At 34.2% G+C, this 20,783-nt stretch carries 20 protein-coding genes; 15 read left to right on the top strand and 5 right to left on the bottom strand.

Features of this window, described 5'->3' with window-relative positions; genetic code table 11:
• Positions 1-79: 79 nt before the first annotated feature.
• The 8 genes from HMPREF2937_RS04500 to sucB all read left to right on the top strand — a co-directional run bounded on the left by HMPREF2937_RS04500 (position 80) and on the right by sucB (position 10,541).
• Positions 80-1,615, top strand: coding sequence for a S41 family peptidase (locus HMPREF2937_RS04500; protein WP_142351404.1), 1,536 nt, complete (start codon positions 80-82; stop codon positions 1,613-1,615).
• Between the two features lie 13 nt (positions 1,616-1,628).
• A complete protein-coding gene (locus tag HMPREF2937_RS04495) occupies positions 1,629-2,135 on the top strand; it encodes a GNAT family N-acetyltransferase (RefSeq protein ID WP_002480934.1) in 507 nt (168 codons plus the stop codon).
• A 17-nt stretch (positions 2,136-2,152) separates the two neighbouring features.
• Positions 2,153-3,241 carry an undecaprenyldiphospho-muramoylpentapeptide beta-N-acetylglucosaminyltransferase gene (locus HMPREF2937_RS04490; RefSeq protein ID WP_070848373.1) on the top strand — a complete coding sequence of 363 codons (1,089 nt, stop codon included), beginning with the start codon at positions 2,153-2,155 and terminating at the stop codon, positions 3,239-3,241.
• 1 nt (position 3,242) lies between these two features.
• Positions 3,243-3,866 (top strand): phosphatase PAP2 family protein, encoded by a 624-nt coding sequence (locus HMPREF2937_RS04485; protein WP_002480932.1) that lies wholly within the window; start codon positions 3,243-3,245, stop codon positions 3,864-3,866.
• A gap of 382 nt (positions 3,867-4,248) precedes the next feature.
• On the top strand, positions 4,249-4,911 hold the full coding sequence (locus HMPREF2937_RS04480) for a response regulator transcription factor (RefSeq protein ID WP_002480931.1): 663 nt from the start codon (positions 4,249-4,251) through the stop codon (positions 4,909-4,911).
• The gene (locus HMPREF2937_RS04475; protein ID WP_023015211.1) at positions 4,908-6,272 is read left to right on the top strand and encodes a HAMP domain-containing histidine kinase; all 1,365 of its coding nucleotides are present in this window, start codon (positions 4,908-4,910) and stop codon (positions 6,270-6,272) included. The genes HMPREF2937_RS04480 and HMPREF2937_RS04475 overlap by 4 nt, the downstream gene beginning before the upstream one ends.
• Before the next feature lie 183 nt (positions 6,273-6,455).
• Positions 6,456-9,251 carry a 2-oxoglutarate dehydrogenase E1 component gene (locus HMPREF2937_RS04470; protein WP_057510512.1) on the top strand — a complete coding sequence of 932 codons (2,796 nt, stop codon included), beginning with the start codon at positions 6,456-6,458 and terminating at the stop codon, positions 9,249-9,251.
• Positions 9,252-9,263: 12 nt separating this feature from the next.
• Positions 9,264-10,541, top strand: coding sequence for a dihydrolipoyllysine-residue succinyltransferase (sucB, locus tag HMPREF2937_RS04465; protein ID WP_070864114.1), 1,278 nt, complete (start codon positions 9,264-9,266; stop codon positions 10,539-10,541).
• A 142-nt stretch (positions 10,542-10,683) separates the two neighbouring features.
• On the opposite strand, the gene HMPREF2937_RS04460 is transcribed toward sucB, so the two are convergent.
• Positions 10,684-10,863, bottom strand: coding sequence for a hypothetical protein (locus tag HMPREF2937_RS04460; RefSeq protein ID WP_002480927.1), 180 nt, complete (start codon positions 10,861-10,863; stop codon positions 10,684-10,686).
• Between the two features lie 173 nt (positions 10,864-11,036).
• On the opposite strand from HMPREF2937_RS04460, the gene HMPREF2937_RS04455 reads away from it, so the two are divergent.
• The 5 genes from HMPREF2937_RS04455 to brnQ all read left to right on the top strand — a co-directional run bounded on the left by HMPREF2937_RS04455 (position 11,037) and on the right by brnQ (position 16,438).
• On the top strand, positions 11,037-11,852 hold the full coding sequence (locus HMPREF2937_RS04455) for a VOC family protein (RefSeq protein ID WP_002480926.1): 816 nt from the start codon (positions 11,037-11,039) through the stop codon (positions 11,850-11,852).
• A gap of 25 nt (positions 11,853-11,877) precedes the next feature.
• On the top strand, positions 11,878-12,081 hold the full coding sequence (locus HMPREF2937_RS04450; RefSeq protein WP_002480925.1) for a DUF6501 family protein: 204 nt from the start codon (positions 11,878-11,880) through the stop codon (positions 12,079-12,081).
• Positions 12,082-12,172: 91 nt separating this feature from the next.
• Positions 12,173-12,964, top strand: coding sequence for an ATP-binding protein (locus tag HMPREF2937_RS04445; RefSeq protein WP_002480924.1), 792 nt, complete (start codon positions 12,173-12,175; stop codon positions 12,962-12,964).
• A gap of 12 nt (positions 12,965-12,976) precedes the next feature.
• On the top strand, positions 12,977-14,869 hold the full coding sequence (locus HMPREF2937_RS04440) for a vWA domain-containing protein (RefSeq protein WP_070864113.1): 1,893 nt from the start codon (positions 12,977-12,979) through the stop codon (positions 14,867-14,869).
• Between the two features lie 225 nt (positions 14,870-15,094).
• Entirely contained in the window at positions 15,095-16,438 is a 1,344-nt protein-coding gene (gene brnQ, locus HMPREF2937_RS04435) for a branched-chain amino acid-like transporter carrier protein BrnQ3 (protein WP_070848377.1), read from the top strand.
• 57 nt (positions 16,439-16,495) lie between these two features.
• On the opposite strand, the gene HMPREF2937_RS04430 is transcribed toward brnQ, so the two are convergent.
• The 4 genes from HMPREF2937_RS04430 to HMPREF2937_RS04415 all read right to left on the bottom strand — a co-directional run bounded on the left by HMPREF2937_RS04430 (position 16,496) and on the right by HMPREF2937_RS04415 (position 19,592).
• On the bottom strand, positions 16,496-17,416 hold the full coding sequence (locus tag HMPREF2937_RS04430) for a diacylglycerol/lipid kinase family protein (RefSeq protein WP_002480921.1): 921 nt from the start codon (positions 17,414-17,416) through the stop codon (positions 16,496-16,498).
• A gap of 125 nt (positions 17,417-17,541) precedes the next feature.
• The gene (locus HMPREF2937_RS04425; protein WP_070864112.1) at positions 17,542-18,669 is read right to left on the bottom strand and encodes a toxic anion resistance protein; all 1,128 of its coding nucleotides are present in this window, start codon (positions 18,667-18,669) and stop codon (positions 17,542-17,544) included.
• Positions 18,669-19,307, bottom strand: coding sequence for a 5-bromo-4-chloroindolyl phosphate hydrolysis family protein (locus tag HMPREF2937_RS04420; RefSeq protein ID WP_002480919.1), 639 nt, complete (start codon positions 19,305-19,307; stop codon positions 18,669-18,671). The genes HMPREF2937_RS04425 and HMPREF2937_RS04420 overlap by 1 nt, the downstream gene beginning before the upstream one ends.
• 15 nt (positions 19,308-19,322) lie before the next feature.
• Positions 19,323-19,592 (bottom strand): acylphosphatase, encoded by a 270-nt coding sequence (locus tag HMPREF2937_RS04415; protein WP_002480918.1) that lies wholly within the window; start codon positions 19,590-19,592, stop codon positions 19,323-19,325.
• Positions 19,593-19,750: 158 nt separating this feature from the next.
• Between HMPREF2937_RS04415 and msaA the strand changes: the two genes are divergently transcribed.
• Both msaA and cspA read left to right on the top strand, forming a co-directional pair.
• Positions 19,751-20,059 carry a regulatory protein MsaA gene (gene msaA, locus HMPREF2937_RS04410; protein ID WP_023015218.1) on the top strand — a complete coding sequence of 103 codons (309 nt, stop codon included), beginning with the start codon at positions 19,751-19,753 and terminating at the stop codon, positions 20,057-20,059.
• A gap of 351 nt (positions 20,060-20,410) precedes the next feature.
• Positions 20,411-20,611: a cold shock protein CspA gene (gene cspA / locus HMPREF2937_RS04405; protein WP_001831260.1), complete on the top strand. Its 201-nt coding sequence runs from the start codon at positions 20,411-20,413 to the stop codon at positions 20,609-20,611.
• Positions 20,612-20,783: the final 172 nt, after the last annotated feature.

Raw genomic sequence — 20,783 nt, 5'->3', positions numbered from 1 at the left:
AGGGTTGGTGTGAGGCACCAGCCCTTTTTATTTTTTATATAGCCATATATAAGTTGATGAACGTGCTGAATTTGGTAAAATGAATTATCCATTCAAACTAGAACTTATTTATGCACATCAACGTAATTTAAGAAAGGGGCATATCCGAGTGACACAACATAATGATGAAACTAATCAACCTTCAGATGAACAAGACTCAAAAAAGGCACCTAAGTTTTTTAAAATTAAAAGATGGAAATTCATCACATTTAGTATACTCGCATTGTTGTTAACAATTATCCTTACAGTCTTTGCGACAATCGCGATAGCACACAAATTTTCAGGGCTAGACGACTCACAAAGAAAATCATTCAGTAAAGTTGAAAGTACATATCAAACATTAGCCAATGATTACTATAAAAAACAAGATTCAGAAAAATTATCTGAAGCTGCCATTAACGGTATGGTTAAATCATTAAAAGATCCTTATTCACAATATATGACAAAAGATGAAACCAAATCATTTAATGAAGACGTTTCAGGTGATTTCGTAGGTATCGGCGCTGAAATGCAGCAACGTAATAAAGAAATCAGTGTAACCAGCCCCATGAAAGGATCTCCTGCAGAAAAAGCAGGTGTACAACCCAAAGATGTTTTAACTAAAGTAGATGGGAAATCTATTAAAGGTAAGTCACTGACAGAAGTAGTCAAAATGGTACGTGGTAAAGAAGGTACTGAAGTTACGTTAACTATTAAGCGTGCCAACCAAGAGCAAAACATTAAAATCAAAAGAGAAAAAATCCACGTTAAAAGTGTTGAATACAAAAAAGAAGGCGATGTTGGTGTCTTCACGATTAATAAATTCCAAGAAGATACAGCCGCTGAATTGAAAACTAATATTATGAAAGCACATAAACAAGGCATACGAAAAATTGTATTAGATTTACGTAATAATCCAGGCGGATTATTAAATGAAGCCGTTAAAATGTCGAATATCTTCATCGATAAAAATAAACCGGTTGTGAAGTTGCAAAAAGGGAAAGAAATAGAATCGGTGAATACTCCGACCGATCCATTAAAAGAAGCAAAAGATATGAAAGTATCTATCCTTGTCAATGAAGGTTCAGCCAGTGCTTCTGAAGTCTTTACTGGTGCAATGAAAGACTATAATAAAGCGAAGGTTTATGGTGAAAAGACATTTGGTAAAGGTATTGTACAAACCACACAAGAATACTCAGATGGTTCGTTATTAAAATATACTGAAATGAAATGGTTAACACCACACGGTACTTATATCCATGGTAAAGGAATCAAACCAGATGTCGAAATTGCATCTCCTAAGTATCAATCATTATCAATGATTCCTGATGACAAAGTGTTTAAAGAAGGCGATCAAGATAAAAATGTCAAATCTATAAAAATTGGTTTAAAAGCTTTGGATTATCAAGTTGGAAAAGAAAACAATGACTATGATGCAAAACTCAAATCTGCAGTTGAAGATTTCCAAAAAGATAATCAATTACCAGTAACAGGCAAATTTGATAAAGAAACGAATCAAAAATTCGCAGAAAAGTTAGTAGATAAAGCGAATAAAGATGATGAAATGTTAGATACTTTAATCAAAAAATTAAAATAAAGGGGCACAATTTATGATCAGAAACGCATCACAAGAAGATTTAAATGCGGTAGCCGCATTGACAGAAGAAGCCAAAAAAATTATGGCAGAAGATAATAATCCACAATGGGATGAAGCCTATCCATTACTAGAGCATTTTGAGGAAGATATTACAAATAAATCATTATTTGTATTAGAAGAGGAGAATACAATTTATGGTTATATTGTTATCGACCAAAATCAATCAAAATGGTATGATGAACTAGAATGGCCGATAGATAGAACCAATGCTTATGTCATTCATAGACTTGCAGGTTCTGCTAATTATAAAGGCGCAGCAACAGCATTGTTTAACTTTGCTGTTGAACGCGCGTTAGATCACGGCGTTGATGTGTTACTCACTGATACGTATGCTGCGAATCAACGCGCGCAAAACTTATTTGAAAAATTTGGTTTTCATAAAGCAGGCGAAGCCAATTTAAATTATCCTCCTTACGATAAGGAAGAATCATTCTATGCCTATTATAGAATTTTAAAATAAGAATAGAGGTATTTATCATGACGAAAATTGCATTTACTGGCGGCGGAACAGTCGGACATGTTTCAGTCAATTTAAGTTTGATTCCAATTGCGAATGAAAGAGGTTACCAAACTTTTTATGTAGGTTCTAAAAATGGAATTGAAAAAGATATGATTTCATCACAATTACCAAATACACCGTATTTCCCGATATCCAGCGGGAAGTTACGCAGATATTTATCATTTGAAAATATCAAGGATGTATTTAAAGTACTCAAAGGAATTTTAGACGCACGTAAAATCTTAAAGAAACAAAAACCAGATTTACTTTTTTCTAAGGGAGGATTTGTATCTGTACCTGTAGTCATCGCGGCACGTTCATTAAATATCCCGGTGATTATTCACGAATCAGATATCACTCCAGGTCTTGCGAATAAAATTTCTCTAAAATTCGCAAATAAAATCTATACAACATTTGAAGATACATTAAAATATCTGCCAAAAGCAAAAGCAGATTTTGTCGGTGCAACTGTTAGAGATGATTTAAAACAGGGTAACAAAGAAAAAGGTTATCAACTGACAGGATTTAACGCTGAGAAAAAAGTGTTATTAGTCATGGGCGGCAGTTTAGGCAGTAAAACGATTAATGATTTAATTCGACGCAATCTTGACGAATTATTAAAAGATTATCAAATCATTCATCTAACTGGTAAAGGACTACTTGATTCAACTATTCAAAAAGATGGCTATCGTCAATTTGAATTTGTGACGAGTGAATTAACAGATTTACTCGCGATTACAGACATGGTAGTCAGCCGAGCAGGTGCTAATGCAATCTATGAATTCTTAACATTAAACATTCCTATGTTGCTGATTCCATTAGGATTAGACCAGTCTCGTGGCGATCAGATTGATAATGCAAAATATTTCCAATCTAAAGGGTATGCGCAAACATTACCAGAAGATGAAGCTTCTCAACAAAAATTCATGGATGCGTTAAAAGAGATTGAAAATAATCGTTCAACTATTGAACAACAAATGTCGAACTATCACCAGCTATTTACTAAAGAAGATTTATTAGACAAGATTCTTAAAGATACAAACCAAAAGGAAACGAGGGAAAGCTGAGTTGAGTCGAGCTAAAAGAATTTCACTGATTCTAGTATTTACATTGATATTCAGCGCGATTGCTGTGTTCCATCAAAATAGAATCGGTAATTGGATTGATACAGAAGTCTATGATTTTATTTATGCCTCACACAGCATCATTACAACTAGTATTTTTATGGGTGCAACTTGGATAGGCGAAGTATGGTCAATGATCTGCCTTTCACTTTGTGTTGTCGCATTTTTATTAATGCGTAAAATGCAAATAGAAGCTTTATTCTTTGCGATTGTGATGGCAGTTTCAAGTATCTCTAATCCAATTATGAAAAACACAATTGATAGAGAGCGTCCTACTAAATTAAGACTTGTAGAAATTGGCGGCTATAGTTTCCCAAGTGGTCACGCGCAAGGTTCTACATCTTTCTTCGGTAGCTTGATTGCAATTTCAAGCCATTACTTACACGGGACACCACGTGTGATGATGACTTCATTCTGCATCTTCATGATTGCGATGATTTGTATGTCTAGAATTTATTTAGGTGTACACTATCCTACTGATGTCATTGCAGGTGTACTTGCAGGTGCTGTATGTATTTTATCTGTATCATTATTGTTCAAAGGTAAATTCAAAGCCTTTGCTAAATGAGAATTAAAGTGAGATTAAGTGCTGCTTAATCTCGCTTTTTTTAATTTATAATAGAAAAAAACCGATTCTGCTTAATTGAGAATCGGTTAAGTATGTCACGTTACTTTTAGTGTAACGTCAGTATTTACGGGCATATATAAAAGGGGATAAATCGAAAATGACCAATCCAATTAAGAACGAAATGTGGGGGGATGTCTCATTTGTGATTGATAATCATTTTCAATTAATATTATACATGATTGAGAATGGTTGTCAATTAGAAATCAAAAATAATTTCACTTTTTTATTCAACTCCATATTTTTGTCACAATTAATCATTTGATTCGTTTCATTCGTTCTTAAACGTTTTGATTATGATAAAATCATGATTGAGGTGCTTTCAATGACAAAAATATTAATCGTAGAAGATGAGCAAAACTTAGCTCGATTCATTGAATTAGAATTAGTACATGAGAATTATGAAGTTGATATTGAAAATGATGGTGCAGAAGGATTAGAAACAGCATTAAAAAAAGAATATGATCTGTACTTACTCGATTTGATGTTGCCACATATGGATGGTTTAGAAATATGTAAGAGAATACGTGAAGTCAAATCTACTCCAATTATTATCATCACAGCAAAAGGTGATACATACGATAAAGTAGCAGGTTTAGATTATGGTGCAGATGATTATATCGTAAAGCCATTCGATATCGAAGAACTATTAGCACGTATTCGTGCAACATTAAGACGTCAACCAGCTAAAGACATCATCGATATTAAAGGCATTCAAATTAATAAAGAAGCCTTTCGTGTTACGATTGATGGTCAAGAGGTTGAATTAACTAAAACCGAATATGACTTGTTGCAATTGCTTTCTGAAAACTTAAATCATGTCTTACAACGTGAACAAATATTAAATCATGTTTGGGGTTATGACAGCGAAGTAGAAACCAATGTAGTGGATGTTTATATTCGTTATCTGAGAAATAAATTGAAACCGTTTGGTAAAGAAAAGGTAATCGAAACAGTACGTGGTGTCGGTTATGTGATACGCAAATGAAGCAACGAAAATTAAAAACTCAATGGATGCTAATTACTACGAGTATTACGTTTTTGATTGTTTTCATTTTCAGCTTAGTCATCATTTACTTTTTGAGCATCACTTTAAGAGACAGTGAAATTAATGATGCAGAAAAAAGTGCTGATAACGTTTCTGCTTTACTTGCGACGAAATCTTTGGTTGATATTAAACCTTTAGATTTAAACGCATCACTCGGTAATTTCCAAAAAGTGATTCTGTTTGATAATGACAAACAAAAGATAACCGAAACATCGACTATGAGTGATTTTATTAATAGCACAAAAGGTATTGAACCTTCTCAGTATCACAGTGTTTACGTGCAACGTATTAAAGATGCAAACTTTTTAATCGTTTCTCATCCAGTCGAAACTGAAAAGTTTCATGGTTATTCTGTGATTATCCATTCGCTCGCAAGTTATGATAGTGTTATGCATTCATTAATCATCTTATCGGTGTTATTTGGTATTATTGCCATTATTATTACTGCCACTATCAGTTATATCTTTTCTGCACAAATCGCAAAACCTATTACAATTATGGCTAACAAAATGCGTAAAATCCGTAGAGATGGTTTCCAGGAAAAGTTAGAACTACCGACTGAATACGATGAAACAACTGACTTGATTGATACATTCAACGATATGATGATTCAAATTGAAGAACTATTTGATCAACAACGCCAGTTCGTAGAAGATGCTTCACACGAACTGAGAACACCGCTTCAAATCATTCAAGGTCACTTAAATCTTATCCAACGATGGGGTAAGAAAGACCCAGCAATTTTAGAAGAATCATTAGATATAACAATCGAAGAAATGAATCGTATTACCAAGTTAGTAGAAGAGTTGTTACTATTAACGAAAGAATCAACCTATAAGGATGCTTTAGATGTAGAACCTGTTGATGTGAATGACGAGATTAAATCTAGACTAAAATCTCTCAAACAATTACATCCTGATTATAGTTTTACATTTACACCGTCAGTGAAACCAATATGGCTGAATATTAATCGTTATCAACTTGAACAAGTATTACTTATCTTTTTGGATAATGCGATTAAATATGATACAAGAGAGAAAAGAATAGAAATTTGTACTGCACTTAAAAATAGACAAGCAACTATTGAAATTACCGATCATGGTTCAGGCATTCCTAAAAAAGACTTAGACTTTATCTTTGACCGTTTTTATCGCGTAGACAAATCACGTTCTAGACAACGTGGAGGTAATGGTTTAGGATTATCGATTGCTCAAAATATAGTGAATTTACATGGCGGTACGATTCAAGTTGAAAGTGAAGTTGATACGTTTACAACATTCAAAATTACCTTCAACGTATAATTACATTTTAATGATAATTCGTCTATTATTGTACAATATTATATTTAAGGTTATATATGTGTATAAAGAGCCGTCATATCGGCTCTTTTTCATGCCATCAAATCGTCATTCTCCCTTTAATTTGTGAACATTTAATGATATTATTTATTTGTAAGCGTTTCAATATATTGTGGAGGGAGTAATATGACGAAATATACACAGGTTAGTGAAGCACCTGTAAATTTCGGAGCTAACTTAGGGGTAATTATTGATTTATACGATCAATATCTACAAGATCCAACTTCTGTCTCTGAAGATTTACAAATTCTATTTAGTACAATTAACAATGACAACAGAGAGGTGGCTGCAGCACCTTCATCAAGTTCTGATGATATGACAATTAAACAAGTTATGCGTTTAATCGATAACATCAGACAATATGGGCATCTGCAGGCAGATATTTATCCAGTCAATCGACCAGAACGTAAAAATGTTCCTAGATTGACACTTGAAGATTTCAATTTAACAAAAGAAGATTTAGAACAAATTTCTTCAGGCATTGTGTCAGATCATTTTTCTGATATTTATGACAATGCCTACGAAGCAATCCAACGCATGGAAAAGCGTTATAAAGGGCCGATTGCTTTTGAATACACACACATTAACAACAATAAAGAACGCGCTTGGCTCAAGCGACGTATTGAAACGCCATATAAAGCAAACTTAAATAAAAGCCAAAAGCTAGAATTATTCAAGACATTAGCACATGTTGAAGGTTTCGAAAAATATCTTCATAAAAACTTTGTAGGGGCAAAGCGATTCTCTATTGAAGGTGTAGATACCCTTGTGCCAATGCTGCAACAAATCTTAAGTCGTGCAGCTAAAGAAGAAATTCAAAATATTCAAATAGGTATGGCACACCGTGGACGCCTCAACGTTTTAACACATGTGTTAGAAAAACCTTATGAAATGATGATTTCTGAATTCATGCATACTGATCCAATGAAGTTCCTACCACAAGACGGCAGTCTAGAATTAACTTCAGGTTCAGCATGGACAAGTGACGTTAAATATCACTTAGGCGGTACGAAAACAACAGACACTTATGGTATAGAACAACGCATTTCATTAGCAAACAACCCAAGTCACTTAGAAATCGTGTCACCGGTTGTATTAGGTAAAACACGTTCTGTACAAGATGACCGTCATCAAAGCGGTAAAGTACAAACAGATTTCAGCAAATCTATGCCGATTTTAATTCATGGTGATGCTGCTTATCCAGGACAAGGTATCAACTTTGAAACAATGAACTTAGGCAACTTAGAGGGGTATTCAACAGGCGGTTCATTGCATCTGATTACTAACAACAGAATCGGTTTCACTACAGAGCCACAAGATGGTCGCTCAACAACATATTCTACAGATGTTGCTAAAGGTTATGATGTACCGATTATGCATGTTAATGCAGACAATGTTGAAGCAACAATTGAAGCAATTGATATTGCAATGGACTTCAGAAAAGAGTTCAACAAAGATGTTGTTATCGATTTAGTCGGTTACCGTCGTTATGGTCATAACGAAATGGATGAACCATCTATTACAAACCCAATTCCTTATCATGCCATCCGTAAGCATCCAACTGTAGATCACATTTATGGTGACCAATTGGTTGAAGAAGGCATTATCTCTGAGGATGAAAAGAATGACATCTTAGATGATGTTCAAAAAGAACTACGTGCAGCACATGATAAAATCGATAAAAATGATAAAACAACAACACAAGATATGTCTAAACCAGACAATGTTGACTTACCGCTTCAACCTGATGATCGTCAATTTGATTTCGAAGAATTGAAATCAATCAATGATGCATTATTAACATATCCAACAGGTTTTGAAGTCTTGAAAAAACTGAACAAAGTTTTAGAAAAACGTAGAGAACCATTTGAAAAAGAAGATGGTTTAGTAGATTGGGCACAAGCTGAACAACTTGCATTTGCGACAATCATGCAAGATGGCACACCAATTCGTTTAACAGGTCAAGACAGTGAACGTGGTACTTTCAGTCACAGACATGCGGTATTGCATAACCCTGATACTGGCGAAGAATATGTGCCTTTACAACATGTACCAAATCAACGTGCATCATTCGATGTTCATAACTCACCGTTATCTGAAGCAGCTGTTGTAGGCTTCGAATACGGTTACAATGTTGAAAACAAGGGTACTATGAATATCTGGGAAGCTCAATACGGCGACTTTGCGAATATGGCACAAATGATGTTCGATAACTTCTTATTCAGCAGTTATGCGAAGTGGGGCGAACGCTCAGGTCTAACATTGTTCTTACCACATTCATATGAAGGACAAGGTCCAGAACACTCATCAGCAAGATTAGAGCGTTTCTTACAACTCTCAGCTGAGAATAACGCGACTGTCGTAAATTTATCTAGCTCTAGTAACTATTTCCACTTATTACGTGCACAAGCAGCAAGCTTGGATACTGATGCAATGCGTCCACTAGTTGTCATGTCACCGAAAAGTTTATTAAGAAATAAAACTGTAGCTGACACAATCGATAAATTTACACAAGGCCATTTCGAACCTATCTTGCCAGAAGAGCATGAAGCAAGCAAAGTCAAAAAAGTGATTTTAGCTTCAGGTAAAATGTTTATTGATTTGAAGGAACGTCTGCAAAAAGAACCGGATGAATCGATTTTATTGATTGCGGTAGAACGCTTATATCCATTCCCAGCTGACGAAATCAAAGCAGTTATTGATCAGTTGCCAAACCTTGAAACAATTGCATGGGTTCAAGAAGAACCGCAAAACCAAGGTGCTTGGTTGTTCGTATATCCTTACTTAAGTGATATCGCTAGCGATCAATACGAATTGCAATATAGCGGTCGTATTAAACGTTCTGCGCCAGCTGAAGGTGACGGAGAAAATCATAAACTCGTTCAAAAATCTATTATCGAAGAGAGTCTTAACAAAAATTAGGGGGAAATTAGTATGTCTGAGATCGTAGTTCCAGAGTTAGCAGAATCTATTACAGAAGGTACAATAGCTGAATGGTTGAAGAATCCAGGTGATTCAGTAGACAAAGGTGAAGCTGTTGTCGAATTAGAAACAGATAAAGTCAACGTTGAAGTTGTATCTGAAGAAGCAGGTGTTTTACAAGAACACTTAGCAGAACCTGGTGATACTGTTGAAGTAGGACAAGCAATCGCAACTGTAGGGGAAGGCAGCGGCAGTTCATCATCTTCAGCTTCATCTGATGACAAAAAAGAAGAAGCACCAAAATCTGAAGACAAATCAGAAGAAAAATCAGAATCAAAATCTGAACCAGCAGAAGCTGACAAATCAGAAGAAAAAGAAAGTGCTTCTAGTGACCAACGCGTCAATGCAACACCATCTGCACGTAAATATGCGCGTGAAAAAGGTATCGACTTAGCAGAAGTTTCTTCTAAAGGTAACGATGTTGTACGTAAAGATGACATTGATCGTCAACAACAAGGTAACCAAAAACAAGCTGAGCCAGCGAAATCAGAAGCACCAGCTAAACCACAAAGCAGCACACCAAACAAACCAGTGATTCGTGAAAAAATGTCTCGTCGTAAACAAACAGCAGCTAAAAAATTATTAGAAGTATCTAATAACACAGCAATGCTGACTACATTCAACGAAGTTGACATGACAAATGTGATGAACTTACGTAAACGTAAAAAAGAACAATTTATCAAAGATCATGATGGAACAAAATTAGGTTTCATGTCATTCTTCACAAAAGCAGCCGTTGCAGCATTGAAAAAATACCCTGCAGTGAATGCTGAAATTGATGGACAAGACATGATTACTAAACAATTCTATGATATCGGTATTGCGGTATCTACAGATAATGGTTTAATCGTGCCATTCGTACGTGACTGTGATAAGAAAAACTTCGCAGAAATCGAAAGTTCAATCGCAGACTTAGCAGTTAAAGCACGCGACAACAAATTATCACTTGGTGATTTAATGAACGGTTCATTCACTATCACAAACGGTGGTATCTTCGGTTCAATGATGTCTACACCAATCATTAACGGAAGCCAAGCAGCTATTTTAGGTATGCACTCAATCATCACGCGTCCAATCGCGATTGATAAAGATACAATTGAGAACCGTCCTATGATGTACCTTGCTTTAAGCTACGACCACAGAATTATTGATGGTAAAGAGGCAGTAGGATTCTTGAAAACAATCAAAGAGCTTATCGAAAGCCCTGAAGATTTATTATTAGAATCTTAATCTATAAAGTAAATCATATTACAAACCTTAATACGACGGCAGTTTTGCCGTCGTATTTTTATGTTGATTTTTGAATTTAGAAACAAAAATAAGCAGCGTGATTGATTTAACTCATTAAAATCAATCATCGCTGCTTTTAATTCTATAACATATTGAAAACGACAAGTTCTATAATCGCAAGGATGACAAATACGATACATAAAACTCCGAAATGTTGCTTTTTAAACTTCGCATTTTCTTTAATTCGACCTGTGAAGTAGTTAATACCGGAGTACGCTGCTACAAGTATCGTTAAAGCGAATAATATCCAGAAAGTAAGCATTATTAATCATCTCCTTTGATCCAAATTTTCAGATCAAACATGCCTTTTCTAATCCTATATACTATTACTATACCTTATTTTGACTGAATTCATTCATTGAACACTTCATCATACAAAAACCACTTCATTTAAGTTATAATGAATGAGAAATCACAAAAGAAGGTGTGGGTAAAATGGCAGGTTTACGAAGTGTCACAATAGGTACTCGAAATCTAGAACAATCAATTTATTTATTTCATGATATTTTAGGATTGAATTATGAAAGACAAGGTTCAAAAAATGCAGTACGTTTTGGTGATGCATTTTTAAGTCCGGGTACAAGAATACACTTTATTGAAGTACCAAACTATTCGACAGAAAATAATCATGTCTTAAGTGTCGGTTTAAGAACACCATCAGATTTAGGATTAGAAGAGTATCAATCAATTTTAGACCAAAATGAAATCAAATATGGTGACGTTACTGAAATGAATAATAATAAACATTTTGAATTTAAAGATGGTAACGGACAATTCTTTGATATCTATTCTAATGAAAATAATAGTGGTGTACCATTAGGTATGCCTACCGATGAAGGTACGGTGAATCCGCTTCACCAAATCCAAGGACTTGGACCAGTGATTGTTCAAGTTAACGAAATGTTGCTGACTTCATCGATTTTATCTAAAGTATTCGGCCTTGATCATTTTGCTGAATACACACCGACTACAGATGATGACTTTAAAGTACAAGTATTTCGAATTGGAGAAGGCGGCTTAGGTGGAGAATTACACATCTTCCAAGCTACAGAACCAATTAATTTACCAGAATATGGTTCGGTCGAACAAATCGAATTTAGTACGCAATCTAAACAAGAATACCGCAATGCGGTCCAACAGCTAGAAACAATTGGCATTCCATATCAAACACTTGAACAACAAGATTCAGAATCAGTTCGTATTACAGAAAATAGCGGATTGTCATTCATCTTAACTTTAGAAAAAGCATAACCTGCACAGAAAGGATTGTGAACATATGTTACACGAAGAATGGAAAGACAAACAACCAATTAAAAAGGTAGAAGTACTGCATACAGACGCTAAAAAATTTACAGTATCTGATATGTTGACTATTGGAAAACAATACGATGTCGTTAACGAAACTGAAGAATATTATCAAATCATTGATAACTCAGGTAAAGTTGGCGGTTATTATAAAGAGTATTTTAAAGAAGTTTAATAAGCAATTTGAATTAAATATTCGATTAGGGACTTGGGCACAATGATGTGCCTCGGTCTATTTTTTGATGTATGAAAAGGAGAAATTTTAAATGGCACAACATCAGTATATTAATGCCGATAAAACAGTATTTGGTGACGCATATGCAATGATGCGCTTAAATAAAAACATTTTATTAAAAGGACCGACAGGGTCAGGTAAAACGAAACTCGCAGAATCATTAAGTGAAGATATTAATATTCCAATGCATCAAGTCAATTGTTCTGTTGATTTAGATGCTGAAAGTTTACTAGGTTTCAAAACTATCCAAACAAGTCCAGATGGCAATCAAGAAATTGTCTTTATTGATGGACCTGTTATCCAAGCGATGAAAGAAGGACACATTCTATACATTGATGAAATCAATATGGCGAAACCTGAAACACTTCCTATCTTAAACGGTGTGCTAGACTATCGTCGCAGTCTTACAAATCCGTTTACTGGTGAAATTATTAAAGCAAAACCTGGTTTTAATGTCATTGCAGCAATTAACGAAGGTTATGTAGGTACATTACCGATGAACGAAGCATTAAAAAACCGTTTCGTTGTTATTCATGTAGACTATATTGATGGCGAAACATTAAAAACAGTTATTAAAGAACAAAGCCGCTTAGACGATGATGCACTTATTTCAAAAATTGTCGCATTTAATGAAGACTTACGTACTATGACAAAACAAGGGCAAATTTCTGAAGAAGCTGCAAGTATCCGTGCATTGATTGATATGAGTGATTTAGCAACAGTCATGCCGATTGAACGTGCAATCCAACGTGCGATTATTGACAAGTTAGAAGATGAACGTGAACAACAAGCGATTATTAATGCAATAGAATTGAACTTTTAGTGAGGGATTTTTATGACCAATCGATTTATCAAGTTTAATGATGAAATCTTAGACGCTAAAAAAGTGATGATGTTGCAAGACCTTGCACGCTTACTTTTGGAAAATAATCAAACGCATGTCAAAATTCAAAAATTCCCTTATTATGATCCGATCGAAAATGAATTAATCGCTAGTGTCTTCTGGACACACCGTCCAAGTCATATTGAAATTACTGGACTAAAGACAGATGTTTTACTTGCGACCTATGGTTATCGATTAATGGATGAATTTATTGTGAATGAAGTATTAGACAATCAAGAATTTAAACATCCAAGTTTCTTTAAACAAGTCTTCAAGCTATTAGAAGATATGCGTGTCCTGAATGCGATTGTTAAAATTCGCCCAAGTATGAAAGATGCAATCGCTTTGCGCAAACAAATTCGTCTTAACTATACTGAGTCGCAAATCAGTGTTTATCGCACAAAAACAACTTATACTGATTTAATCTTCTTATATTTAGAGAAATCACTATTAACTGAAGACTTTTATGAAGTGCCTAGTATTAGACCTGATTTAGATCCAATCTTACAAAGTATGTATATGTATCTGCCTAATTTCTTTATGAACTACACATCAGAAGACAATAAGTTCTTAGCTGAACGTATTATGTATCAGCTTGATGACTTATTAGATGAAGACATGCTAAATGAGTATTATTACATTCCACGTAAAGTTTATAAAGAAATCCAAGCTGAAACTTTCGATGACCTTAAACGTGTGGATGCAGCAAATGTTGACGGTAAAGATGACACAGATGAAGATGATGACATCGAGACAGCTGAAGCTGACACCAAAGCACAAGACTCTAAATCGCAAGGTGGTTCTTACCTAGAAATGGAACTCCATGAAGGCGAGAACAGTGAAGCTGTCAGTGATAATGACAACGCACGTGAAGGTGATGCTTCTGATGATATGACAGATATGATGACTAAAAAGGGTAAAGGATCAAATGAGACCATAAATAATGAGTCGGGTGGCCAAACAGGTGCTTCATCACAACCTTTTGCCTTAAAAGGTATCAATGAAAATGTGGAAATTAAATGGAATGTGCCGGAAATAACAGCTGAGGATCGTGCAGCATATCACGAAGTAGAACGAGAAGTACAATACGAAATCAAGGATTTAACACAAATCATTGAAAAAACGATAGAACGTGAACAAGTTGATGAACGTCATAATCTGACTAAAGGACGTTTACAAAGAGACTTAATCAATTGGTTTATTGATGACCAATATAAAATGTTCTATAAAAAACAAGATTTAAGTCGTTCCTTCGATGCGACATTCACGTTACTTGTTGATGCATCAGCAAGTATGATTGATAAAATGGAAGAAACAATCAAAGGTGTCGTATTATTCCATGAAACCTTGAAAAAACTGAATGTAAAACATGAAGTTTTAGCATTTAATGAGGATGCATTTGATGCTGATGACAAATCGCAACCTAATATTATTGATGAAATTATCAATTATAATTATTCTATCGGTTCAAAAGACAGCGCTAGAATAATGGAATTAACGCCACAAGATGATAATAGGGATGGTGTCGCAATCAGAATTGCAAGTGAACGCTTATTAAGCAGACCGCATCACCAACAATTTTTAATCATCTTTTCTGATGGTGAACCTTCAGCATATAATTATGATCAAGATGGTATTATTGACACGTACGAAGCTGTTGAAGAAGCTAGAAAATATGGTGTTGAGATATTTAACGTATTCTTAAGTCAAGAAGAAATTACTGAAGATATTGAACGTACCATCCATAATATTTATGGACAATACGCTTTATTTGTAGAAGGTGTTGAGAACTTACCGAGTCAACTTTCACCTTTATTGAAAAAACTATTATTGAAGTCTGTTTAAAGACCTTATACAATACGCATACAAAACACAATAAGACATTATCTTGTTGATTGTATGCGTATTATTTTGTTTTAAAATTAGTAAAATGACATATTTCACTGATTATGTAACAAATTTCGCGTGATACTTTTTAAATTTTCTGAAAGTTTATATGGCAATTCCTAGTGCATTATGCTAAAATAAAGCAATATTTAAGATTTATAGTAACAGAAGGAGCACATCAAAATGAATAAAAACACATGGATTATCGGGTTTACCTTGTTTGCCATCTTCTTTGGCGCCGGAAACCTTATCTTCCCACCAAACTTAGGACTAGATAGCGGTCATTATTTCTGGCCAGCTATTCTCGCATTTGTATTAACGGGAATCGGGCTTCCGTTATTAGGTGTGGTAGTAGGTGCTTTAGATAAACAAGGTTATATCGGATCATTTAATAAAATATCACCTATTTTCTCAGTAGTATTCCTAGTGGCTATTTATTTAACAATCGGACCGTTGTTCGCAATTCCGCGTACAGCGTCAACATCATTTGAAATGACTGTTACACCGATCATTAATACAAGCAGCCCAATTGCGTTATTTATTTTCTCAGTTGTTTATTTCGCAGTAGTATTATATCTTTGTTTGAGCCCTGGTAAAATGGTAGACCGTATCGGTTCATTATTAACGCCAGCATTGTTGATTACAATCATTGCTATGATTATCAAAGGATTTATGGACTTCGGTGGTAATCCATCTAGCCATGGTACAGAAGCATATACATCAACATTAACAGGTTTCTCTCAAGGTTTTACACAAGGTTACCTTACAATGGATGCAATTGCCGCAATTGCTTTCTCTATGATTGTAGTAAATGCAGTTAAAGCAACAGGAGTGACACATGCTGATACAATCTTCAAACAAACAGCAATGGCAGGTGTAATTGCAGCAGCTGGTTTAATGTTCATTTATATTTCTCTAGGTTATATCGGTAACCATATGGTTGTATCTCCAGAGAAATTAAAAGATTTAGCAGCACATGACCAAAACGTCGGTACATACTTACTGACTACAATTGCCGGAACTGGTTATGGTGAGTTTGGTAAATACTTATTAGGTATTATCGTTGCACTTGCATGTTTAACAACAGCATGTGGACTTGTAGTATCAGTAAGTCAATACTTTAATAGTATTTTCCCTAAAATCTCTTACAAAGCTTATGTATTAGTCTTTACTGGTATCAGTTTAGTACTTGCTAACTTAGGTTTAAACCAAGTTATTCAACTTTCAATTCCAGTATTGATGATTTTATATCCAATCGGAATTACAACTGTATTATTAATTTTGATGGCACGATTTGTTCCAATGAAACCAATCGTCCAACAATTTACAATTATTGTGATTACAATTACATCATTAATTAGTGTAGCGGTTGCTAAAGAATGGATTCATTTTGGAGCTTGGAGCAAATTACCACTTGCTAGCAACAGCCTAGAATGGTTCCCAATTGCGATTGTAGCTGTAATTATCGGGTACTTAATCAGCTTAGGCGCAAAAAATCAAAAACCAATCGTTTACGAAAAAGAATAATTCTATAAATCTAGAACGGGAGTGTACAAATCATACGTACACTCCCGTTTTCTATGCTTATTCGTTTTCTATATCTACATACAATAGTTTTACTTTGTCTTTTAACAATTTAATTTCAGCAGGCGTATCAAATAATATTTCTCCATCAATGTCCATTTTAGTATTTGGAGTCGTTTCTAAAGTTGCTTCATCAGTGGATACTAATGTGATATTCTCAGTGATATCATTCCAATTCATACTGTCTTTCACGTGGAAGAAATCCTTAATTAAACTCATATTATGATTTTTGAATAGGAAGATATTCATTTTACCATCGCAAGGGGATAAGTCTTCTAAAGGAATTCTGCTTCCACCGACAAAATTACCATTTGCGATGAGGATCATGGATGTTTCTCCTGAATAACTTTCACCATTTGCTTTAACTTCATATTTATAGGTTTCAGGATCAGCAATTACTTTTAAAGTAGTAAAGATATAACTTAACTTACCAAAAACTTTCTTACTGTTTGAATCTACATTTTCTGCATTTTCTACCATCATACCGATTCCGGCAAAGTTTAACGCAATATGACCATTAATATCTAATACATCAAAAGATTTCACTTTAGCTTCAAGCAATTGTTGTGCTGCTTGTACAGGTCTAGCAGCCAAATTTAATGTTTTAGCAAAATCATTAAACGTTCCGCCTGGAATAATGCCGATAGGAATATTCAACTCATTTTTTACGACGCCGTTTACTAACTCATTAACTGTACCATCGCCGCCTAAGATAAAGAAGATATCATATGAATGGTCATCATTTTGTGCTACAGTATCACAAAACTTTTTAATATCTCCTTCTTCTTTACTTAATTTAATTGTTAAATCATCACACATTTGAACTAAGCTTTCTGTTACTTGTCCAATTGATTTATACAGGTTGCCTTGACCTGCAGCTTGATGATAAAACAAAACACCTTTATTGAAGTGTTGTGTCATTAGTTACCAGACTCCTTTGAACTTATCTCGTTATACTTACCCAAAAATTAATATTGTTCAATCATACAAAAGAAAAAACGATTATCTTTCACCAAAACGGTAGGGGAGATAATCGTTTTTGTTTGTTATTGTACTTTATTTTCTTTCATTGTTAATAAGCGTTCTTTCATATCCGCTTCTAAATGTTGCAATTCTTGTTCAGCTTGTTGACGTTTTTCACGACCTTCAGCTTGAATTTGCAATGTTTGTTCAACTGTTTCAATAATATTCTCGTGTGTTGATTTTAATGTTTCAATATCAACAATTCCACGTTCATTTTCAACAGCTGTATCCACTGCATTTTGTTTTAATAACTCTGAGTTCGCAGTTAACAGGTCATTGGTAGTATCAGTAACTGCACGTTGGGCTGACATTGCTTGTCGTTGACGCATCAATGTTAACGCAATAGCCATTTGGTTTTTCCACAATGGAATACTTGTCAAAATGGAGCTTTGAATTTTTTCGGCAAGTGTTTGGTTCACATTTTGAATCATACGAATTTGTGGTGCAGTTTGTAGTGATATTTGTCTAGATAACTGTAAATCGTAGATACGTTTATCTAAACGATCCGCAAATTGTTCTAAATCAGCTACTTCTTGAATATCCATTTGATTGCCTGATTCATATGCCTTTTGTCTTTTCTCAGGTAATTCTTGTTCTAAGATTGCTTGTTTCTTTTCTTGTGCCGCTACAATATAAAGATTAAGTTCTTCAAAGTAGTCTTTATTTTGATCATATAGACCGTTTAATAATTGAATATCTCTGTTCAATCCATCTTTATGATTTTTTAATTCAACAGAAATACGGTCTACTTGAGAGCCAACTGATTGCATTCTTGAGAAAATTTCATTCGCAGAAGCTTTAGCGCGTTTAAAAATTTTCTTTATGAAAGAATCTTTTTCTTGTTTAAAGTCTTCGGGTTGTACTTCTTTAAGTTTTACCATTAATTGATTTAATGTATCTCCGATAGGGCCTGTATCTTTAGACTTTACTTCAGTCAGCATTTTATGTGCGAAAGTCGACATACTAGATTGTGCATTAGAACCGAATTTCATCAGTGAGTCATAATTCATCGGTTCAATCTGATTTGCCAACTCTTGAATTTTCTTTTGTTGTTCTGGCGTGAAATCTTTATTAGCCTCCATGAGTGTCTGGTCATTTGAAATCTGGCTCTGTAACTCTGGATGTGTCGGCATTTCATTTTCGTTAGCCATTAATCATGCTCCTTTCTTTGTAAGTGACGTTGTTGCTCTATTTTATTCATTTCCATTTCAACATCAAGACGTGTATAGTCTTCTTCATTTAATCGCTTTAAATCAGCAACTAAAGTTCTTTTAACTTCATCTAAGGTAATACGTGTTTGTTCTAACTTTTGTTTTTCTTCTTTAGATTTTGCTGGCATTTTTGCCAATCTTGTATAGCTTTCAATCAAGTTCAACGCATTGTCTAAGTGCGAATAGAAAAAGCTATCAACAATAAAGAACTTTTGTGGTTGCTGTCTCACCGTAAAATATATCGTTCGTGCTAACCTATGAATTTCGTTAACTTGCTTGAAATCTTTTATTGATCGCACGTTGATAAAGGATTTTAGTAGTTTTCTAACTTTTGTTTGCGCATTATTTAAATGGTGACGCACAAATCTAAAGTCTCTTCGTGTTAATCCTATTTCATTTAAATATTTTTTGGATGTGAAAAATTGAGTAGGAAGGTAAAAAGCAAAGAATGCTGCAATACCGATTCCTAAATCATATACAAATAATATATCGAATGCATAAATACTTGTGAGCCAAGCGACAATAGCAGCTGGAACACCTACAAGTGTTCCATAAATTCGAGAAATATAATATCTCAATTTACATCTTCCTTTTTAAATAGTTCTAAATCTTTCTAAAGATGAATCTGTATCTAGATGTTCAATGTTGTAGTCTGTGACATTGGAAGCAGGGGAAGCACCCTCGATTATCGCTTGTGTGAATTGTTCGAGTTCTTGTTCTTCACCTTGGGCATATATTTCTACATATTGCTCAACATTTTGTACTGTTCCTGTAATATGATATTTCTGTGCAAGGCGTTCAGTAAAATAACGGAATCCGACACCTTGTACTTGTCCAAATACTTGAATTTTTCTACGTTGCATAAGATCACCTCTTTGTTTTATTATACGAATTTTCAGGGCAAAAAACTAATATTTACTACACAACCCAATATCTATAAATACAAACACATTTCTTGAAATTATCTCTTCAATAGTTAAAAATATAAAGAGAAATGATTTTCTAAAAAGGGGATTTTAAAGTGTGGACAGTCAATATAATCAGAGCTGACTATGAGGGATGGTGGTTGTTCGATGATTGGCGCGATAATATCTATGAACAATTTCAATTTGAACAATATGAGGATATGCTTAAAAAATACAGAGAACTGATTTGTTTGTCTAAAATGAAGTTTGATAATTTCATAAAAGGTAAGTACAACATTTATGCATTCTACAATAATTGTGATATGGGGTTTTGTGAAGATTGCGATGAAGATATGCAAATATTTTATAGCTTTATCGTATTATATAATAACGAAGTATATTACGACCTCCCAATTATTGACTAATTATTTTTTACTATTTGTATTGCAATGATATGGGGAATGCACTATAATGGGTTTTAAGCAATAGTTTTATTCCATATTGCAAAGAATATTTAGCTCAAACACATATAGAACATACCGATAACATTGCTTTTGCGTGATCTGCAACTAAGGGTGGTATCGTAGGATTTATATTGAGTCATGAACAGTTATTAACCCACCTGCAGCATATACATAAGACTGTTGAAAAGTGATTAGAATGATATAGATATCAAGATTTACTTTTGTGGTTTTACAATACTCTAATTATCGTAAGTATTTTTTGTAATATGCGAATAAGCATATTGAATTTTAGTCTTGGAGGTTTCACAAATTATGAAACAAGGTACAGTTAAATGGTTCAACGCTGAAAAAGGATTCGGTTTTATCGAAGTTGAAGGAGAAAACGATGTATTCGTACACTTCTCAGCAATTAACCAAGAAGGTTACAAATCATTAGAAGAAGGTCAATCAGTAGAATTTGAAGTAGTTGAAGGCGACCGCGGTCCTCAAGCTGCAAACGTTGTTAAACTATAATTAATAGATGGCTTTTATTGATTATTAAACACTTTACACTTTGTAAAGTGTTTTTTTCTTTGCTTTTTCCTTTTTTGGCTTTATCCCCAATATAAAATAGAAGGGAAAATTAAGATAATGATATATTGTTGTTTCTTGGAAAAGGGGCTGGGACATAAATACAGTCCAAAAT

The organism is Staphylococcus sp. HMSC061G12, assembly GCF_001838465.1.
GTDB classification, from domain to species: Bacteria; Bacillota; Bacilli; order Staphylococcales; family Staphylococcaceae; genus Staphylococcus; species Staphylococcus simulans.
Note: the sequence above shows the minus strand (reverse complement) of the source record. Positions and strands in the feature narration are given on the sequence as shown.